This window comes from Kitasatospora sp. NPDC004272 (genome assembly GCF_053603035.1).
Genome location: NZ_JBSGET010000090.1, coordinates 18,431 through 33,666, shown reverse-complemented (window position 1 = coordinate 33,666; position 15,236 = coordinate 18,431). Strand labels below are relative to the sequence as shown.

Below are 15,236 nucleotides of genomic sequence, written 5' to 3'. Positions count from 1 at the left end.
GGTCGTCCCACATGAACCAGAAGCGGTCCTGTCCGGGGGTGCCGAACAGGTAGAGGATGAGGTCCTCGTCGAGGGTGATGCGGCCGAAGTCCATGGCGACGGTGGTGGTCGTCTTGCCGGAGACGTGGCTGAGGTCGTCGATGCCGGCGGAGGCGCTGGTCATGACGGCTTCGGTGCGCAGGGGGTTGATCTCGGAGACCGCGCCGACGAGCGTCGTCTTGCCCACGCCGAACCCGCCCGCGACGACGATCTTGGCGGAGGTGGTGGCGCGGCTGGGGGCGGCCGCGTTAGAGCTTGCGAAGTCCACTGAGGACCCTTTCGAGCAGCGTGACGTCAGGCGTACCGCCCGACTCGCCCGCGGCGGCGGGCTGGTGGATGGCGACCAGACCGGCTTCCGCCAGGTCTGCGACGAGGATGCGGGCGACCCCGAGCGGGACGCCCGCCAGCGCGGAGATCTCGGCGACCGACTTGACCTCGCGGCACAGCGACACGATGCGGGCGTGCTCGGGGAGCAGCCCGCCCGGGGCGGCGGTGCTGGTGGTCGAGATCAGCGCCTCGATGGCCAACTGGTAGCGGGGCCGGGTGCGTCCGCCGGTCATCGCGTACGGGCGGACCAGCGGCTGCTGCTCGTAGCCGTCCGACTGCTGGCCGCCGTACCCGCCGGCCTGCTGGCCGCCGTAGCCGTTTCCGTACCCGTTGCCGTACGCGCCGGCGGGTGTCGGGGGCGGGGTCATGCGTCCTCCTTGTGCTGCAGTCGTTCGCGGCCGGAGCCCACTGGGCCGTTGACTGACGGGCTGTCAGCCACCGTACGACGAAGACCTGGGGTGGGGTGCCGGACCCGGGGGTCGGGTGGGGTCCGGCACGGTGAGGGTGGTGCTGAGGAGTCGGGGTCGGTCGGACCCGACCGTCAGTGCAGGAGACTGCCCTGGAGCTCGGCCCGCAGGGCCGGCGTGAGCACCGCGCCGGCCCGGTCGACCAACAGGGCCATCTCGTAGCCGATCAGGCCGATGTCGGAGTCCGGCGAGGCGAGCACCGCGAGCGCGGAGCCGTCGCTGATCGCCATCAGGAACAGGAAGCCGCGCTCCATCTCCACGACGGTCTGGTTGACCTCGCCGCCCTCGAAGATGCGGCTCGCACCCGAGGTCAGCGAGGTCAGTCCGGAGGCGACGGCGGCCAACTGGTCGGCACGGTCCCGAGGGAAGCCCTCGGACATGCACAGCAGGAGACCGTCGGCGGAGACCACCACGGTGTGGGACACCCCGGGGGTGTTGTCCACGAAATTGGTGATCAGCCAGTTCAGGTTCTGGGCGGCCTGGCTCATCTGGATCAACTCAACGCTCCTGGTGCTCGGGGCCGAAGCCGTTGTTGCCCTCGACGTCGGACCGTCCGCCCCGGGCTCCCCGGTAGCCCTCGGACGTCCCGCCGAAGTCGAAGCCCGGCCGCTGCTGCGACGCGGGACCGCCGAAGCCCGGCTGCTGCGTCCCCGCCTGCCGGCCCTGCTGGATGCCGCGGCGCAGGTTGGTCAGCCGGCCGCGCACCTCCTCCGGGCTGCGCGAGACCTGGGGACCGGTCAGCGGACTGGCCTCGGCACTGCCGGAGACCAGGTTGGCCTGCGGGGTGCGGCGAGGCAGCCCCGAGGTGGTCAGGCCGTTGGTCTGCGGCTCGCGCATCTGCTCGGCCCGCCGCCAGCGCTCGTCGTTCGCCGACGGGCGCCACGGCGCGTCCGGGTCACCCTGCGGGTCCGCCGCCGGAGCGCCGCCGAACGGCGCCGCCTGCGGCCGGCCCTGACCCGGCTGCTGGCCCTGACCCGGCTGTCCCTGCGGACCGGCCGGACGCTGGGGCGCGGCCGGACGCTGCGGAGCGCCCTGCGGCGCACCGCCCTGCACCGGACGCGGCGGCAGGCCCTGGCCCTGCGGACCCGGCGCCTGCGGACGCTGCCGCTCGGCCGGATCGGCCTGCGGACGCGCCGCCTGCGGAGCCGGCTGCTGGCCGAAGCCCGGCGCGGAGGTGCCGGGACGCTGCGGCTGGTACCCACGCGGGCGGAACTGCTCGTGGCCCTGCGCCGGACCGGTCGGCCCGGACGGGCGCTCACCGGCCGTCGGCAGCGCCATCGGCTGCGGACGCTCCGCGAACTGCGACTGCTGCGGCGGCTGCTGAGGCTGCTGCCGGCCCTGCGGCGGCAGCGGCGGCACGCCCTGGCCCACCGGGTCCGGCAGCACCGGCTCCACCAGGCCGAGGCCCAGCGGGTCGCGCGGGTCGATGTCGGACGCCTCGAACCGGGGCCGGGCGAACGCACCGGACTGCTCGGCCGGCTGCGGCTGCTGCGGCAGCGGACGCCGCTGCGGCTGCTCGGCCCGCCCGTGCTGGGTGGGCTCACCGCCCGGACGCTGCTGGCCCTGCTGCGGACCGCCCTGCGGGCCCTGCGGCCCCTGCGGACGGCGCGGCCCCTGCGGACCGCCCTGCGGCGGCTGGCCGGGCTGGCCGGGTTGACCCTGCTGACCCTGCTGCTGCGGACGGCGCGGCGGCAGCCCGCCACCGGGGCCGCCCTGGACGCCCGGCGCACCCGAGGCGCCCGGCACCCGCCGCGGCGGCAGCCCGCCACCGGTCGGCGCACCCGCACCGGCAGCCGCACCCGCACCCGGACCGGCCGGGGCCGACGGCCCCTGCGCGCCCGGGCCCGCGTTCTCGCGCAGCGACTGGCCCACCGCACGGGTCGGCAGACCGCCGGAGCGGCCGCCCTGGGCCGGTCCGGTGCCGAACGCGCCGCCCGGACCGAAGCCGCCGTCGCCCGGCTGGCCGCCGGGCGCACCCTGGCCCGCACCGGGACCGCCCGGCGCGCGCCGCGGCGCGGACGGGCCGGAGGCACCGGCGGGGGAGAACAGGTCGGGGCTGCCGCCGACCGGGCCCTGGCCCAGCTGCGGACGGCCCGCGGGGTCGTTCGGGCCCGACTGGCCGAGCGCGGTGCGCCCGCCGGGCAGGTCGCCCGCCGGGCGGCCCTGCTGGCGCGGCGTCGGCGCCAGGCCGCGCTGCTGCTTGCCACCGCCCTGGCCGGCCCCGGCCCCGGCGCCCGCACCGGGCCGGTTGCCGCGCCGTTCGGCGGAGTTGGTGACGTCGACCGGCAGCATGACCAGCGCGGTGGTGCCGCCGGAGTCGGACGGGCGGAGCTGGATCCGGATGCCGTGCCGCAGGGACAGCCGGCCGACCACGAACAGGCCCATCCGGCGGGAGACCGAGACGTCCACGACCGGCGGGTTGGCGAGGCGCTCGTTGATGTCGGCGAGGTCGTCCGGGGAGAGGCCGATGCCGGTGTCGTGGATCTCGATCAGCACCCGGCCGTCCGGCAGGGCGTGGCCGGTGACCCGGACCCGGGTCTGCGGGGAGGAGAACGAGGTGGCGTTCTCCAGCAGCTCGGCGAGCAGGTGGACGAGGTCGTTGACGATCCGGCCGGCCACCTCGGCGGTGGGCACCGAGGCCAGCTCGACGCGCTCGTACTGCTCCACCTCGGAGGCGGCGGCGCGCAGCACGTCGACCAGCGGGACGGGGCGGGTCCAGCGGCGGCCGGGGTCCTCGCCCGCGAGGACGAGGAGGTTCTCGCCGTTGCGGCGCATGCGGGTCGCCAGGTGGTCCAGCTTGAACAGCGAGGCCAGCTGGTCCGGGTCCGCCTCGCGGCTCTCCAACTCGGAGATCAGCGACAGCTGGCGCTGGATCAGGCCCTGGCTGCGGCGCGAGAGGTTGGTGAACATCGCGTTGATGTTGCCTCGCAGCAGCGCCTGCTCGGCGGCCAGTCGGACCGCCTCGCGGTGCACCATGTCGAAGGCGTGCGCCACGTGGCCGATCTCGTCCGCGGAGTCGACGCCGACCGGTTCGACGGTGACGTCGACGTCGTGCGGGTCGCTCTCGGAGAGGATCTTGACCAGCTCGGGCAGGCGGCGCTCGGCGACGTCCTCGGCGGAGGTCTGCAGGCGGGTCAGCGAGCGCACCATCGAGCGGGCCATCAGGGCCGCGCCGGCGATGGCGACGATGAGCACCAGGGCGACCAGCGAGGCGTTGAGCACCGACTCGGTGTCGGCGTCGGACTGGAGCTTCTGGGCCTTGCCGTCCAGCTCCTCCAGCAGCGCGGTCTCGATCTTCCGCTCGGCGGTGATCTTGGCCGTCGACTTCTCGTACCAGGACTGGTAGCTGGTGCCGTCGTTGAGCCGGATGCCGTTGGTGTTCAGGGCCGCCTTGGCGAACCGGTCGGCCTCGGCGACCACGTTGTTGAAGCTCATCTCGGACTGCTTGCCGCGGGCCGCGGCCTCACCGTAGATGGCGGTGAAGTTCTGCAGCGCGTTGCCCTCGGCGACCATCAGCCGGGAGCCGAAGGTCTCGTCCGAGACGGAGAGCGTGGCACCGCCGGGGTGGGCGAGCGCGGCGGAGAGCAGCGCGCGCTGCATCGAGGTGTTCTCCTTGGACAGCGAGAACTGGTACAGCGAGCGGGTGGCGGTGATCAGCTCGGAGGAGTTCGAGGTGACCGCGATGTCCTGGGCGGCGCCGAGCAGGTCGGTGATGATCACGTCGTAGTTGGTGATCGTCGCCTGGATGTTGTCCAGGTCCTGGTAGGCGCCGGTGCGGGCCCGGGGCAGGCCGTTCAGGTCGCGGCGGACCTGCAGCAGCAGGGTCTTGGAGCCCGCGAGGTCGAGGTCGTCGAACTTGTCGGCCGCGTTGGTGAACTTCTTGGAGAGGGCGTTGGTGTCCTTGTAGGCCTGCTGGATCAGCGGGTCGGTGTCCGCCGTCGAGCTCTGGGCGGCCAGCGGTCCGGCCGCGACGTCGCGCTCGGTCTGCAGGGCGTGCGCGAGGTCGGTGGCGGTCCGGGCCAGTTCGGCCAGGTTGCTCATCTGCGACAGCTCGCGGGAGTTCTCCATCGAGCCCTGCACGCGCAGGCCGCCGAGCAGCAGTGCCACGGCCACCGGCAGGACGAGGAGGGCGATCAGCCGGGTGCGGATCCGCCAGTTGCGCATGGCGAGGCGGCTCAGGCCGGTGGCCCGGCGGCGGGTGAGCGTGCCGCGAAGTCTGGACCGCCTGCTCTTCTTGTCGGCGGCTTCGCCGCCCTGCTCCTGCGGCGCGCCGTTCACGCCCTGCGCACCGCTGTCGGCGGCGGGTTCGGCGGGGGCGCCGTGCTGACGCTCGCCTTGGCCCGTCGTCGCCGGCGCCGCCTGGTGGGGGCCGGCCGCGGGCTCGCGCGACTCCGGGTCACCCGCGGCGCCGCTGCCCCTCTTGAAACGTCCCTGCACTGGCGTCGCAACCTCTGGACCGGGCGCCCTTCCCCGCCGGGCGGAGATAGGGCGGTGTCGAGTTTTTCCGTGGCATTCCAGCACAGCGGGGGAAGTCCAACAAGGGCCGTTACGACACGGTGTCCTGGGCCACCCTCCGCGCGCGGGGCCTCACGTTCCGTCGTGCATCCGCGCCGGAATACGGTCCTTTTCGGACACTCGACGTGTCCGGGTCAAGGGAGGGGAAGATCGGCTTGTGGGTCGAATGTCCGGGATATCCCTAATGGCGCTTTCCGCCATTGGTCCCGAATCTCCGCACCCGCCCCCTTTGTTCCGGAAATTGTGAGCAAACTCACAGCGTGATGTGTAGCTTTGGTCACGGCCGCTGTGGAATGGGCTCCCTAACCTGGCAGGGTTGACCGGAGCCTGCCCAGCGGCGGGCCCGCGCAAAAGTCCGTTCGAGCGAAACAAGGGTGCTGACGCAAATGTCCGAGACGACCACCGGGGCCGCGCGCTCCACGGCCAACCCCCGCCGCACCACCCTGGCCTCCGTCGCGGACTTCCCCCAGCTGCCCGGCCGGACCACCCCCGCGTACGCCGCCGAGCTGCCCCCGGTCACCGCCAACCCGCGCCGCACGGTCCTGATGACCGCCCCGGCCCCCCGCCTGCCGCGGGACTGACCCCCGCACGGATAGCCTGGTGGTACCAGCCGGGCCCGGTACTGCGGGCTCGGCAGCCGCCCGGGAGCGTCCGGGCGGCCGACGAACCGAGAGGTTGCAGGGCTGTGCGTATCGCCAGGTTCTCCGTCCGTGAAGGGAGCCCCGCGGCGGGCTCGGTCTCCTTCGGAATCATCGAGGGGGACGCCGCGCAACCCGATTCGCTGGTGGTCCACGCGCTGGCCGGGCACCCCTTCGGCACCCCCCAGCCGACCGGCGAGACCCACCGCCTGCAGGACGTCCGGCTGCTCGCCCCGATGCTCCCCAGCAAGATCGTCGCGGTCGGCCGCAACTACGCCGCGCACGCCGCCGAGCTGGGCAACGAGGTCCCGGCCGTCCCGCTGACGTTCTTCAAGCCCTCCACCGCCGTGATCGGCCCCACCGAGTCGATCGCCTACCCGCCGTTCTCCTCGGACGTGCAGTACGAGGCCGAACTCGCCGTGGTGATCGGCCGGATGTGCCGCGAGGTGCCGCTGGACCGGGTCTCCGAGGTGGTCTTCGGCTACACCTGCGCCAACGACGTCACCGCCCGCGACGTGCAGCAGCGCGAGGGCCAGTGGGCCCGCGCCAAGGGCTTCGACACCTCCTGCCCGCTCGGCCCGTGGATCGAGACCGACCTCGACCCCGCCGACCTGGCCGTCACCTGCACCGTCAACGGCGAGCTCCGCCAGGCCGGCCGCACCTCCCAGATGGTCCGCTCGGTCGCCGAGCTGATCGTGCACGTCTCCGAGGCGATGACCCTGCTCCCGGGCGACGTCATCCTCACCGGCACCCCCGCGGGCGTCGGTCCCCTGAACATCGGCGACGAGGTCGCCGTCTCCGTCGAAGGCATCGGCACCCTCTCCAACAAGGTGATCAAGCGTGGCTGACAACGTGGCTGACGAGAAGAACCCCGCCGTCCGGGTCCGCTTCTGCCCCTCCCCGACCGGAAACCCGCACGTCGGCCTGGTCCGCACCGCCCTGTTCAACTGGGCCTACGCCCGGCACAACGGCGGCACCCTGGTCTTCCGGATCGAGGACACCGACGCGGCCCGGGACTCCGAGGAGTCGTACGGCCAGCTGCTCGACGCGATGCGCTGGCTCGGCTTCGACTGGAACGAGGGCCCCGAGGTCGGCGGCCCGCACGCCCCCTACCGCCAGTCGCAGCGGATGGACGTCTACGCCGACGTCGCCGAGCGCCTGCGCGCGGCCGGCCACGCCTACCCCTGCTACTGCACCACCGAGGAGCTCGACGCCCGCCGCGAGGCGGCCCGCGCCGCCGGCCGGCCCTCGGGCTACGACGGCCACTGCCGCGACCTGACGGACGGCCAGAAGGAGGCGTACGAGGCCGAGGGCCGCCCGTCGATCCTCCGCTTCCGGATGCCCGACACCACGCTCGCCTTCGACGACCTGGTGCGCGGCCCGATCTCCTTCGACCCGAAGGACGTCCCCGACTACGGCATCGTCCGGGCCAACGGCGCCCCGCTGTACACCCTGGTCAACCCGGTCGACGACGCCCTGATGGAGATCACCCACGTCCTGCGCGGCGAGGACCTGCTCTCCTCGACGCCCCGTCAGATCGCGCTGTACGCCGCCCTGGCGGAGATCGGCGTCGGCAACGGCACCACCCCGCAGTTCGGCCACCTGCCGTACGTGATGGGCGAGGGCAACAAGAAGCTCTCCAAGCGCGACCCGCAGGCCTCGCTCAACCTCTACCGCGAGCGCGGCTTCCTCCCCGAGGGCCTGCTCAACTACCTGGCCCTGCTGGGCTGGTCGCTCGCCGAGGACCGCGACATCTTCGACATCGACGAGATGGTCGCCGCCTTCGACATCGACGACGTCAACGGCAACCCGGCCCGCTTCGACCTCAAGAAGGCCGAGCACATCAACGCCGAGCACGTGCGCCGCCTCGCCCCCGAGGAGTTCGTCAAGCGCCTGGTGCCCTACCTGCAGGCCCCCGGCCTGCTCCCGGCCGAGCCCACCGCCGAGCAGCTCGACCTGCTGGCGAAGGTCGCGCCGCTCACCCAGGAGCGGATGGTGGTCCTCTCCGAGATCGTCACCATGGCCGGTTTCCTGTTCGTCGCCCCCGCCGACTTCACGGTCGACCCGGAGGACGCCGCCAAGGTCCTCACCGCGGACGCCCGCCCGGTCCTGGAGGCGTCCGTCGAGGCACTCGGCGGGCTGCCCGACTTCACCCCCGAGCCGATCCAGGCCGTCCTGCGCGAGGCGCTGGTCGAAGGACTGGGCATCAAGCCAAAGTTCGCCTTCACCCCGCTGCGGGTCGCGGTCACCGGACGCCGGGTCTCCCCGCCGCTGTTCGAGTCGATGGAGCTGCTGGGCCGCGAGGAGACGCTGCGCCGCCTGCGGTCCGCGCTGGAGCTGCTCCCGGCCTCCTGAGGCCGGTTCCGGGCGCCTCCCGGGCACCTGCGGGCCGTGTCGCTGACCTGGCCCGCAGGTGTCCGGCGCGCTGCCTGCGGTTATCGATTTTGGAGCGGGGCGGGGCGTCGGGTAATGTTCTTTCTGCGCCGCCCGGGCAGGGGGGCGCAAGACACCGAGGAAGATCCCGCAGAGGGGTTGAACTCTGGTGGGGTATGGTGTAATTGGCAGCACGACTGATTCTGGTTCAGTTAGTCTAGGTTCGAGTCCTGGTACCCCAGCGCAGCACATCACTGCAGTAAGCCCCCGTTGTGTAGTGGCCTAGCACGCCGCCCTCTCAAGGCGGTAGCGCCGGTTCGAATCCGGTCGGGGGTACGCAATTCTTGACAATTGCAGAACGAATGAGTCCCGCCCCCGTTGTGTAGTGGCCTAGCACGCCGCCCTCTCAAGGCGGTAGCGCCGGTTCGAATCCGGTCGGGGGTACTCGCTCATTCGGGCCCCCGTTGTGTAGTGGCCTAGCACGCCGCCCTCTCAAGGCGGTAGCGCCGGTTCGAATCCGGTCGGGGGTACTTATGGGGTATGGTGTAATTGGCAGCACGAGTGATTCTGGTTCATTTAGTCTAGGTTCGAGTCCTGGTACCCCAGCCAAGAAACGCTCCACACAGAACGAGCTCCGGGATACCGGGGCTCTTTTTGCATGCCCGGACGCGGGCGCGGCGATGTCCCCCCCCGGCCGGTGGCCGGGGGGGACATCGTGCGGTGCGGGACGGCTCAGCTGCGGCGCAGCGCCTCGGTGAGGCGGTTGGCGGCCTCGATGATGGCCTGGGCGTGCATCCGGCCGGGGTGCCGGGTGAGGCGCTCGATCGGGCCGGAGACCGAGACCGAGGCCACCACGCGGTTGGAGGGGCCGCGGACCGGCGCGGAGACCGAGGCGACGCCGGGCTCGCGCTCGCCGATGGACTGGGCCCAGCCGCGCCGCCGCACGCCGCTGAGCGCGGTGGCGGTGAACCGGGCGCCCTGGAGGCCGCGGTGCAGGCGCTCGGGCTCCTCCCAGGCGAGCAGCACCTGGGCGGCGGAGCCGGCCTTCATCGGCAGCGTGGAGCCGACCGGCACGGTGTCGCGCAGACCGGAGAGGCGCTCGGCGGCGGCCACGCAGATCCGCATCTCGCCCTGCCGGCGGTAGAGCTGGGCGCTCTCGCCGGTCACGTCCCGCAGGTGGGTCAGCACCGGGCCCGCGGCGGCCAGCAGCCGGTCCTCGCCGGCGGCGGAGGAGAGCTCGGCCAGCCGGGGGCCGAGGATGAAGCGGCCCTGCATGTCCCGGGTGACCAGGCGGTGGTGTTCGAGTGCGACGGCGAGTCGGTGGGCGGTGGGCCGCGCCAGACCGGTGGCGGCGACCAGCCCCGCCAACGTGGCGGGGCCCGACTCCAGTGCGCTGAGCACCAGAGCGGCCTTGTCGAGAACGCCGACGCCGCTAGTGTTGTCCATGTCTCGATACTGCAGTCTCAATCAGCGAGACGCAAGTTCAATCTTCCGAGAAAAGCGCCACTCTTGGAGTCAGCAGCCCGGGAGACAGCCAGGACGGCACCCCACCACGGTGTCCGCATCCTGGACGGTCCGGCGTGCAGGTCGCGACTCCAAGCGAGCCTCACAGGGCGGCACGGGACAAGACCTCGACGATCACGAGAAGGCCGGCAGAGCGGCCGGCTGGAGGGAATCCGATGGGACGGACACTCGCAGAGAAGGTCTGGGACGACCACGTCGTCCGGCGCGCCGAGGGCGAGCCCGACCTGCTCTACATCGACCTGCACCTGCTGCACGAGGTGACCAGCCCGCAGGCGTTCGACGGCCTCCGGCTGGCCGGGCGTCCGGTCCGCCGGACCGATCTGACGATCGCCACCGAGGACCACAACACCCCCACCCTCGACATCGACAAGCCGATCGCCGACCCGGTCTCCCGGGTCCAGCTGGAGACGCTGCGCAAGAACGCCGCCGAGTTCGGCGTGCGCATCCACTCGCTGGGCGACGTCGAGCAGGGCGTGGTGCACGTGGTCGGCCCGCAGCTGGGCCTGACCCAGCCGGGCATGACGGTGGTCTGCGGCGACTCGCACACCTCCACCCACGGCGCCTTCGGCGCGCTGGCCTTCGGCATCGGCACCAGCCAGGTCGAGCACGTGCTGGCCACCCAGACGCTGCCGCTGGCCCCGTTCAAGACCATGGCGATCACCGTCGAGGGCGAACTGCCCGAGGGCGTCACCGCCAAGGACCTGATCCTGGCCGTGATCACCAAGATCGGCACCGGCGGCGGCCAGGGCTACGTCCTGGAGTACCGCGGCTCGGCGATCCGCAGCCTCTCCATGGAGGCCCGGATGACGATCTGCAACATGTCCATCGAGGCGGGCGCCCGGGCCGGCATGATCGCCCCAGACCGCACCACCTTCGACTACCTGCAGGGCCGCCCGCACGCCCCGCAGGGCGAGGACTGGGACGCCGCGGTCGCCTACTGGGAGACCCTGGCCACCGACGAGGACGCGGTCTTCGACGCCGAGGTGTTCATCGACGCCGCCGAGCTGACCCCGTTCGTCACCTGGGGCACCAACCCGGGCCAGGGCGCGCCGCTGGGCGCGAACGTCCCGAACCCGCAGGACTTCGAGGACCCGCAGGAGCGGATCGCCGCCGAGAACGCCCTGAAGTACATGGGCCTGGAGGCCGGCACCCCGCTGCGCGAGGTCAAGGTCGACGCCGTCTTCGTCGGCTCCTGCACCAACGGCCGGATCGAGGACCTGCGGGCCGCCGCGGCCATCGTCGAGGGCCGGAAGATCGCCGAGGGCGTGCGGATGCTGGTCGTCCCCGGCTCCGTCCGGGTCGCCCTGCAGGCCGTCGAGGAGGGCCTGGACAAGGTCTTCACCGCCGCGGGCGCCGAGTGGCGGCACGCCGGCTGCTCGATGTGCCTGGGCATGAACCCGGACCAGCTGGCCCCGGGCGAGCGCTGCGCCTCCACCTCGAACCGCAACTTCGAGGGCCGTCAGGGCAAGGGCGGCCGCACCCACCTGGTCTCCCCCCAGGTGGCCGCCGCCACCGCGCTGGTGGGCCGGCTGGCCGCACCGTCCGACCTGACCGACAACGTGGCCGTGGAGGTCTGACGCCATGGAGAAGTTCACCACCCACACCGGCCGCGCCGTCCCGCTGCGCCGTTCGAACGTCGACACCGACCAGATCATCCCGGCGCACTGGCTGAAGAAGGTCACCCGCTCCGGCTTCGAGGACGGCCTGTTCGAGGCGTGGCGCAAGGACGAGTCCTTCGTCCTGAACCGGCCCGAGCGCCAGGGCGCCAGCGTCCTGGTCGCCGGCCCCGAGTTCGGCACCGGCTCGTCCCGCGAGCACGCCGTCTGGGCACTGCAGAACTACGGCTTCCAGGCCGTCATCTCCTCCCGGTTCGCCGACATCTTCCGCGGGAACTCGCTGAAGAACGGCCTGCTCACGGTGGTCCTGCCGCAGGAGACCGTGGAGGCGCTCTGGGCGCTGACCGAGGCCGACCCGACCGCCGAGATCACCGTCGACCTGGAGGCCCGCGAGGTCCGGGCCGAGGGCGTCACCGCGCCGTTCGAACTGGACGACAACGTGCGCTGGCGGCTGCTGAACGGCCTGGACGACATCAGCATCACCCTGCAGAACGAGGCCGACGTCGCCGCGTTCGAGGCGAAGCGGCCCTCCTACAAGCCGCGCACCCAGCCGGTCGCCTGAGACACCGCTTTCTGACGGACCGACAACAAGACCCGCCCCCCTCCGGGGCGGGTCTTCGTTGTTCGCAGGGGAGTTCGTCAGCCGGGAATAGACCCTGGTGTAGCGCAACTCCGCACAGATGGCACAATCGTTGCATGCACCACAGTCCCGAACCCCCGTACCAGGACGGCGAACCGGCGTCCGCGGACGGCCGGGACGGTGCTGCCGACTCGGAAGTCACCCTGCTCTACGCACTGGTGGCCGAGCGGTTGAAGCAAGCCCACGCCCGCGTTCACGCGCTGAACGTGTCGACGGACGCAAAGACCGCTCTCACCCGACAACTGCTGATCGTCACCGAGACCGCGAAGCGCGATCTCCCGGAGGCGGCACGGCGGTTGAGTCGCTTTGTGCAGGACCTCGACGAGGGGCGGATGCCTCCCCGGTGAGCACCTCCATGCGCAAATCCATTGCGACACTAGGGTGATTCACGCGTTTGGTAATTGAAAGTCCGCAGATACATACCTAACGTGCGAAAAGAACGGATGGAATCATCCGGCGCCCGTTTCCGAAGGGGAAGACGTGAACAAGGCTCAGCTTGTCGAAGCGGTGGCCGAGCAGCTGGGCGGTCGCAAGGCTGCCGCAGAGGCCGTCGACGCAGTGCTCGACACCATGGTGCGTGCCGTCGTGGCGGGTGACCGCGTCTCGGTCACCGGTTTCGGCACCTTCGAGAAGGTGGAGCGCTCGGCGCGCTTCGCCCGCAACCCGCAGACCGGCGAACGGGTCAAGGTCAAGAAGACCGCGGTGCCGCGGTTCCGTCCCGGCCAGGGCTTCAAGGACCTCGTCTCCGGCAGCAAGAAGCTGCCGAAGGAGGGCCCGTCGGTCAAGAAGGCGCCCAAGGGCTCGCTCACCCCGGGCAAGTCCGGCGTGGCCGCCACCCCGGCCGCCAAGCGCGCCGCGACCAAGCGCGCCGCCGCCGCGGGCACCGCCGCGACCAAGAAGACCGCCGCCAAGAAGACCGCCACCACGGCGGCCAAGAAGGCGGCCCCGGCCAAGACCGCGGTCAAGAAGGCCACCACCGCCAAGACCGCGGTGGCCAAGAAGACCAGCGCGGCGGCCACCAAGAAGGCGACCACCGCGGCCAAGAAGACCACCACCGCGGCCGCCGCCAAGAAGACCACCGCCACCGCCAAGAAGACCGCTCCGGCGAAGAAGACCGCCACGCGGAAGACCACCGCGCGCAAGTCCACCGCCAAGTAGTCGCCCGCCCCCGGCACCGGCCCGTCCGGTGTCCTGGGCGTCGGCCGCGCCGGTCCGGCCCGGAGGTCCCCCGGGTCCGGTCCGGCGCGTCCGCTTTTCCGGCCGGGCCGCCGCCCCCGCCGGCCGCTCGTGCCGGTCGGCCGCCCTGTCCGTTCGCGCCGACCGCTCGTGCCGGTCGGTCGCGCTGTCCGGTCGCCCTGTCCGGTCGCGCTGTCCGTTCGCGCCGGCCGCGGGGGAAATCGCGGGGGCGGGGGGAATTACTCCGGTTCTTCCAGTGACAGCTCGTAGCGGATCTCCCAGCGGGAATCCGGAATGACGAGATCCGCGGTCTCCACCGGCTGCCCGGAGTCGTCCAGATAGGTCCGCTCGACCACCGTCACCAGGTCGTTCGGGCCGATTCCGAGCAGCGCGGCCTGCTCCGCCGTGGGCCGCGCCGGGCGCGGCCGTTCCACCGCGCGCACCACCCGGATCCCGAGCGAGGCCATCCGGTTCACCACCGTCCGCCCGTGGAACGGGCCGTAGCTGGGCAGCGTCACGGAGGTGCGGTCGGTGAGCGCCATCGGCTCCCAGGAGTCGGCGAGTTGGACGATCCTCCGCTCCAGCAGGAACTCGTAGAGGGTGTGCACCACCAGTTCGCCGGGCTCGATCCGCAGCCGCTGCGCGACCTCCTCGGTGGCCGGGACGAGGGCCGAGGACTCCGACTCCCACTCGCCGCCGGGCGCCGGCGCGGAGGGGAAGTCCGCCACCGCGCGCGAGCGCACCATCGGCAGGCGCGGCACCGGCGGCCGCAGGTAGGTGCCCGAGCCGGTCTTGCCCTCCAACAGGCCCTCGGAGATGAGGACTTCCTGGGCCCGCTGGATCACGTTCGTCCCCACCTCGTAGCTCTTGGCCATCTTGGCCCGGGACGGCAGCCGCTCGCCGAGCTTCCACTCCCCGCCCAGCACCCGGCGGCGCAGGTGGTCCGCGATGCGGAGGTACGGCGGGTCCTGCTTGGGCATCTGGCTTCTCCCGGTGGAGGACGGGGGCCCGCCGCGGTCGGCGGCGGGCCGGGTGGTTCAGCTTGACAATCTAATGCATCAGGTGCAATCTAATGCTTTAGATTCACCCTGCGTGACAGGCCAACTTCGGGGAGAGGTGCGGCGCGTGCGGAGCACGAGCGTGTTCGACCTTGCGTCCGGGCTCGCGGCGGCCACCGGAGCCGAAGCCAGGATCATCCAGCTGCCCGGCGGTGGTTACCGAGTGGAGGCGGAGCTGCCGGGGGAGCCGGAGACCCACGACCACCGGAGGGTCCTCGACCTCCTCGGCCGGGCCGACCGCTACGGGCACCGCTACCGCGCGCGCACCCACACCGTCTGGGCCGAATTCGACCCACCCCAGGAGTCGTCGTGAAGAACACGCCGCCCGGTTACACCGTGGCCATCGGGGAGATCACCGAACCGACCTCGTTCCCCTCGCTGGCCCCCGCCCTCGGCTCGCTCTGGTGGACGCTGAACGCCCTCCCGCTGGGCTGGACGCAGTTCGAGGCGTACCGCTACTTCTTCGGCCCGGGCGCGGTCGAGCGCACCGAGGCGTTCCTGGCGCGGGACGGCCGGCTCCAGCTCGGCTTCGCGCTGCTCGGGCGCACCCGGCTGATCAGTGTCGTCCCGGGCGGCGGCGGGCTGGCCCAACTGGCCGTGGCCCCACTGAAGTTGGTCGACTCCCCGGAGGTCGCCGCGCTGCGGCTGGACGGCTCGGGGGCCGGCGGCGGCCCGGTGCCCCGCTACCGGCGGAGCGCCTGAGGGCGGGTCAGCCGAGAGCGGGTCAGCCGGCTGCCGGAGCGGTCGGCTTCAGGGGTGGTCGGCTGCCGGATCAGGCGGCTGCCGGATCAGTCGGCTTCCGGGTCCGGGAAGGTCTGCAGGGTGAGGAAGACCACCCGGCGCTCGGCGCCCTCGCCGGCGGT

The 15,236-nt window shown here is 72.3% G+C and carries 15 protein-coding genes and 5 tRNA genes; 14 read left to right on the top strand and 6 right to left on the bottom strand.

Translation table 11 applies throughout. From position 1 onward, the window contains the following. From ACWEO5_RS25365 to ACWEO5_RS25350, 4 genes are all read right to left on the bottom strand, one after another. The coding region (locus tag ACWEO5_RS25365) for a GTP-binding protein (protein ID WP_452164564.1) at positions 1–307 on the bottom strand (307 nt) is incomplete at its 3' end. Then, complete coding sequence (locus ACWEO5_RS25360; RefSeq protein WP_452164563.1) at positions 288–734, bottom strand: DUF742 domain-containing protein; 447 nt, start codon at positions 732–734, stop codon at positions 288–290. The genes ACWEO5_RS25365 and ACWEO5_RS25360, both read right to left, overlap by 20 nt. A gap of 173 nt (positions 735–907) precedes the next feature. Continuing rightward, a complete protein-coding gene (locus ACWEO5_RS25355) occupies positions 908–1,321 on the bottom strand; it encodes a roadblock/LC7 domain-containing protein (RefSeq protein WP_285679288.1) in 414 nt (137 codons plus the stop codon). A gap of 10 nt (positions 1,322–1,331) precedes the next feature. Further along, a complete protein-coding gene (locus tag ACWEO5_RS25350) occupies positions 1,332–5,270 on the bottom strand; it encodes a sensor histidine kinase (protein WP_452164562.1) in 3,939 nt (1,312 codons plus the stop codon). 464 nt (positions 5,271–5,734) lie between these two features. On the opposite strand from ACWEO5_RS25350, the gene ACWEO5_RS25345 reads away from it, so the two are divergent. From ACWEO5_RS25345 to ACWEO5_RS25310, 8 genes are all read left to right on the top strand, one after another. Beyond that, positions 5,735–5,929 (top strand): hypothetical protein, encoded by a 195-nt coding sequence (locus ACWEO5_RS25345; RefSeq protein ID WP_344554592.1) that lies wholly within the window; start codon positions 5,735–5,737, stop codon positions 5,927–5,929. A gap of 104 nt (positions 5,930–6,033) precedes the next feature. Next, entirely contained in the window at positions 6,034–6,834 is an 801-nt protein-coding gene (locus ACWEO5_RS25340) for a fumarylacetoacetate hydrolase family protein (RefSeq protein ID WP_344554591.1), read from the top strand. Further along, complete coding sequence (gltX, locus tag ACWEO5_RS25335) at positions 6,827–8,341, top strand: glutamate--tRNA ligase (protein ID WP_452164561.1); 1,515 nt, start codon at positions 6,827–6,829, stop codon at positions 8,339–8,341. The genes ACWEO5_RS25340 and gltX overlap by 8 nt, the downstream gene beginning before the upstream one ends. A 188-nt stretch (positions 8,342–8,529) precedes the next feature. Next, a tRNA-Gln gene (locus tag ACWEO5_RS25330) sits at positions 8,530–8,601 on the top strand. 21 nt (positions 8,602–8,622) lie between these two features. Continuing rightward, positions 8,623–8,695: transfer RNA gene (locus ACWEO5_RS25325), tRNA-Glu, on the top strand. Between the two features lie 35 nt (positions 8,696–8,730). Then, positions 8,731–8,803: transfer RNA gene (locus ACWEO5_RS25320), tRNA-Glu, on the top strand. Between the two features lie 13 nt (positions 8,804–8,816). Then, positions 8,817–8,889: transfer RNA gene (locus tag ACWEO5_RS25315), tRNA-Glu, on the top strand. Positions 8,890–8,893: 4 nt separating this feature from the next. Further along, positions 8,894–8,968: transfer RNA gene (locus tag ACWEO5_RS25310), tRNA-Gln, on the top strand. A 123-nt stretch (positions 8,969–9,091) separates the two neighbouring features. Here the strand turns inward: ACWEO5_RS25310 and ACWEO5_RS25305 are convergent. After that, positions 9,092–9,805, bottom strand: coding sequence for an IclR family transcriptional regulator (locus tag ACWEO5_RS25305; RefSeq protein ID WP_344554589.1), 714 nt, complete (start codon positions 9,803–9,805; stop codon positions 9,092–9,094). Positions 9,806–10,038: 233 nt separating this feature from the next. Here ACWEO5_RS25305 and leuC point away from each other — a divergent pair, with 233 nt between their 5' ends. From leuC to ACWEO5_RS25285, 4 genes are all read left to right on the top strand, one after another. Then, positions 10,039–11,460: a 3-isopropylmalate dehydratase large subunit gene (gene leuC / locus ACWEO5_RS25300; protein WP_344554588.1), complete on the top strand. Its 1,422-nt coding sequence runs from the start codon at positions 10,039–10,041 to the stop codon at positions 11,458–11,460. A gap of 4 nt (positions 11,461–11,464) precedes the next feature. After that, positions 11,465–12,061: a 3-isopropylmalate dehydratase small subunit gene (leuD, locus tag ACWEO5_RS25295; protein ID WP_452164560.1), complete on the top strand. Its 597-nt coding sequence runs from the start codon at positions 11,465–11,467 to the stop codon at positions 12,059–12,061. Positions 12,062–12,195: 134 nt separating this feature from the next. Beyond that, positions 12,196–12,486 carry an SCO5555 family protein gene (locus ACWEO5_RS25290; protein ID WP_380274669.1) on the top strand — a complete coding sequence of 97 codons (291 nt, stop codon included), beginning with the start codon at positions 12,196–12,198 and terminating at the stop codon, positions 12,484–12,486. A 133-nt stretch (positions 12,487–12,619) separates the two neighbouring features. Then, positions 12,620–13,297, top strand: coding sequence for an HU family DNA-binding protein (locus ACWEO5_RS25285; protein WP_176190143.1), 678 nt, complete (start codon positions 12,620–12,622; stop codon positions 13,295–13,297). A 257-nt stretch (positions 13,298–13,554) separates the two neighbouring features. Here the strand turns inward: ACWEO5_RS25285 and ACWEO5_RS25280 are convergent, their stop codons facing one another. After that, complete coding sequence (locus tag ACWEO5_RS25280; RefSeq protein ID WP_452164559.1) at positions 13,555–14,295, bottom strand: GntR family transcriptional regulator; 741 nt, start codon at positions 14,293–14,295, stop codon at positions 13,555–13,557. 145 nt (positions 14,296–14,440) lie between these two features. On the opposite strand from ACWEO5_RS25280, the gene ACWEO5_RS25275 reads away from it, so the two are divergent. Then, a complete protein-coding gene (locus ACWEO5_RS25275) occupies positions 14,441–14,686 on the top strand; it encodes a hypothetical protein (RefSeq protein ID WP_344554584.1) in 246 nt (81 codons plus the stop codon). Further along, positions 14,683–15,075, top strand: coding sequence for a hypothetical protein (locus ACWEO5_RS25270; RefSeq protein WP_452164558.1), 393 nt, complete (start codon positions 14,683–14,685; stop codon positions 15,073–15,075). The genes ACWEO5_RS25275 and ACWEO5_RS25270 overlap by 4 nt, the downstream gene beginning before the upstream one ends. Positions 15,076–15,236 lie beyond the last annotated feature (161 nt).

Bases quoted from the DNA above. Each gene is read 5' to 3' on its own strand.
- ACWEO5_RS25280 (WP_452164559.1), bottom strand. From the start codon at position 14,295: ATGCCCAAGCAGGACCCGCCGTACCTCCGCATCGCGGACCACCTGCGC.
- ACWEO5_RS25305 (WP_344554589.1), bottom strand. From the start codon at position 9,805: ATGGACAACACTAGCGGCGTCGGCGTTCTCGACAAGGCCGCTCTGGTG.
- ACWEO5_RS25355 (WP_285679288.1), bottom strand. From the start codon at position 1,321: ATGAGCCAGGCCGCCCAGAACCTGAACTGGCTGATCACCAATTTCGTG.
- leuD (WP_452164560.1), top strand. From the start codon at position 11,465: ATGGAGAAGTTCACCACCCACACCGGCCGCGCCGTCCCGCTGCGCCGT.
- ACWEO5_RS25360 (WP_452164563.1), bottom strand. From the start codon at position 734: ATGACCCCGCCCCCGACACCCGCCGGCGCGTACGGCAACGGGTACGGA.
- ACWEO5_RS25290 (WP_380274669.1), top strand. From the start codon at position 12,196: ATGCACCACAGTCCCGAACCCCCGTACCAGGACGGCGAACCGGCGTCC.
- ACWEO5_RS25345 (WP_344554592.1), top strand. From the start codon at position 5,735: ATGTCCGAGACGACCACCGGGGCCGCGCGCTCCACGGCCAACCCCCGC.
- leuC (WP_344554588.1), top strand. From the start codon at position 10,039: ATGGGACGGACACTCGCAGAGAAGGTCTGGGACGACCACGTCGTCCGG.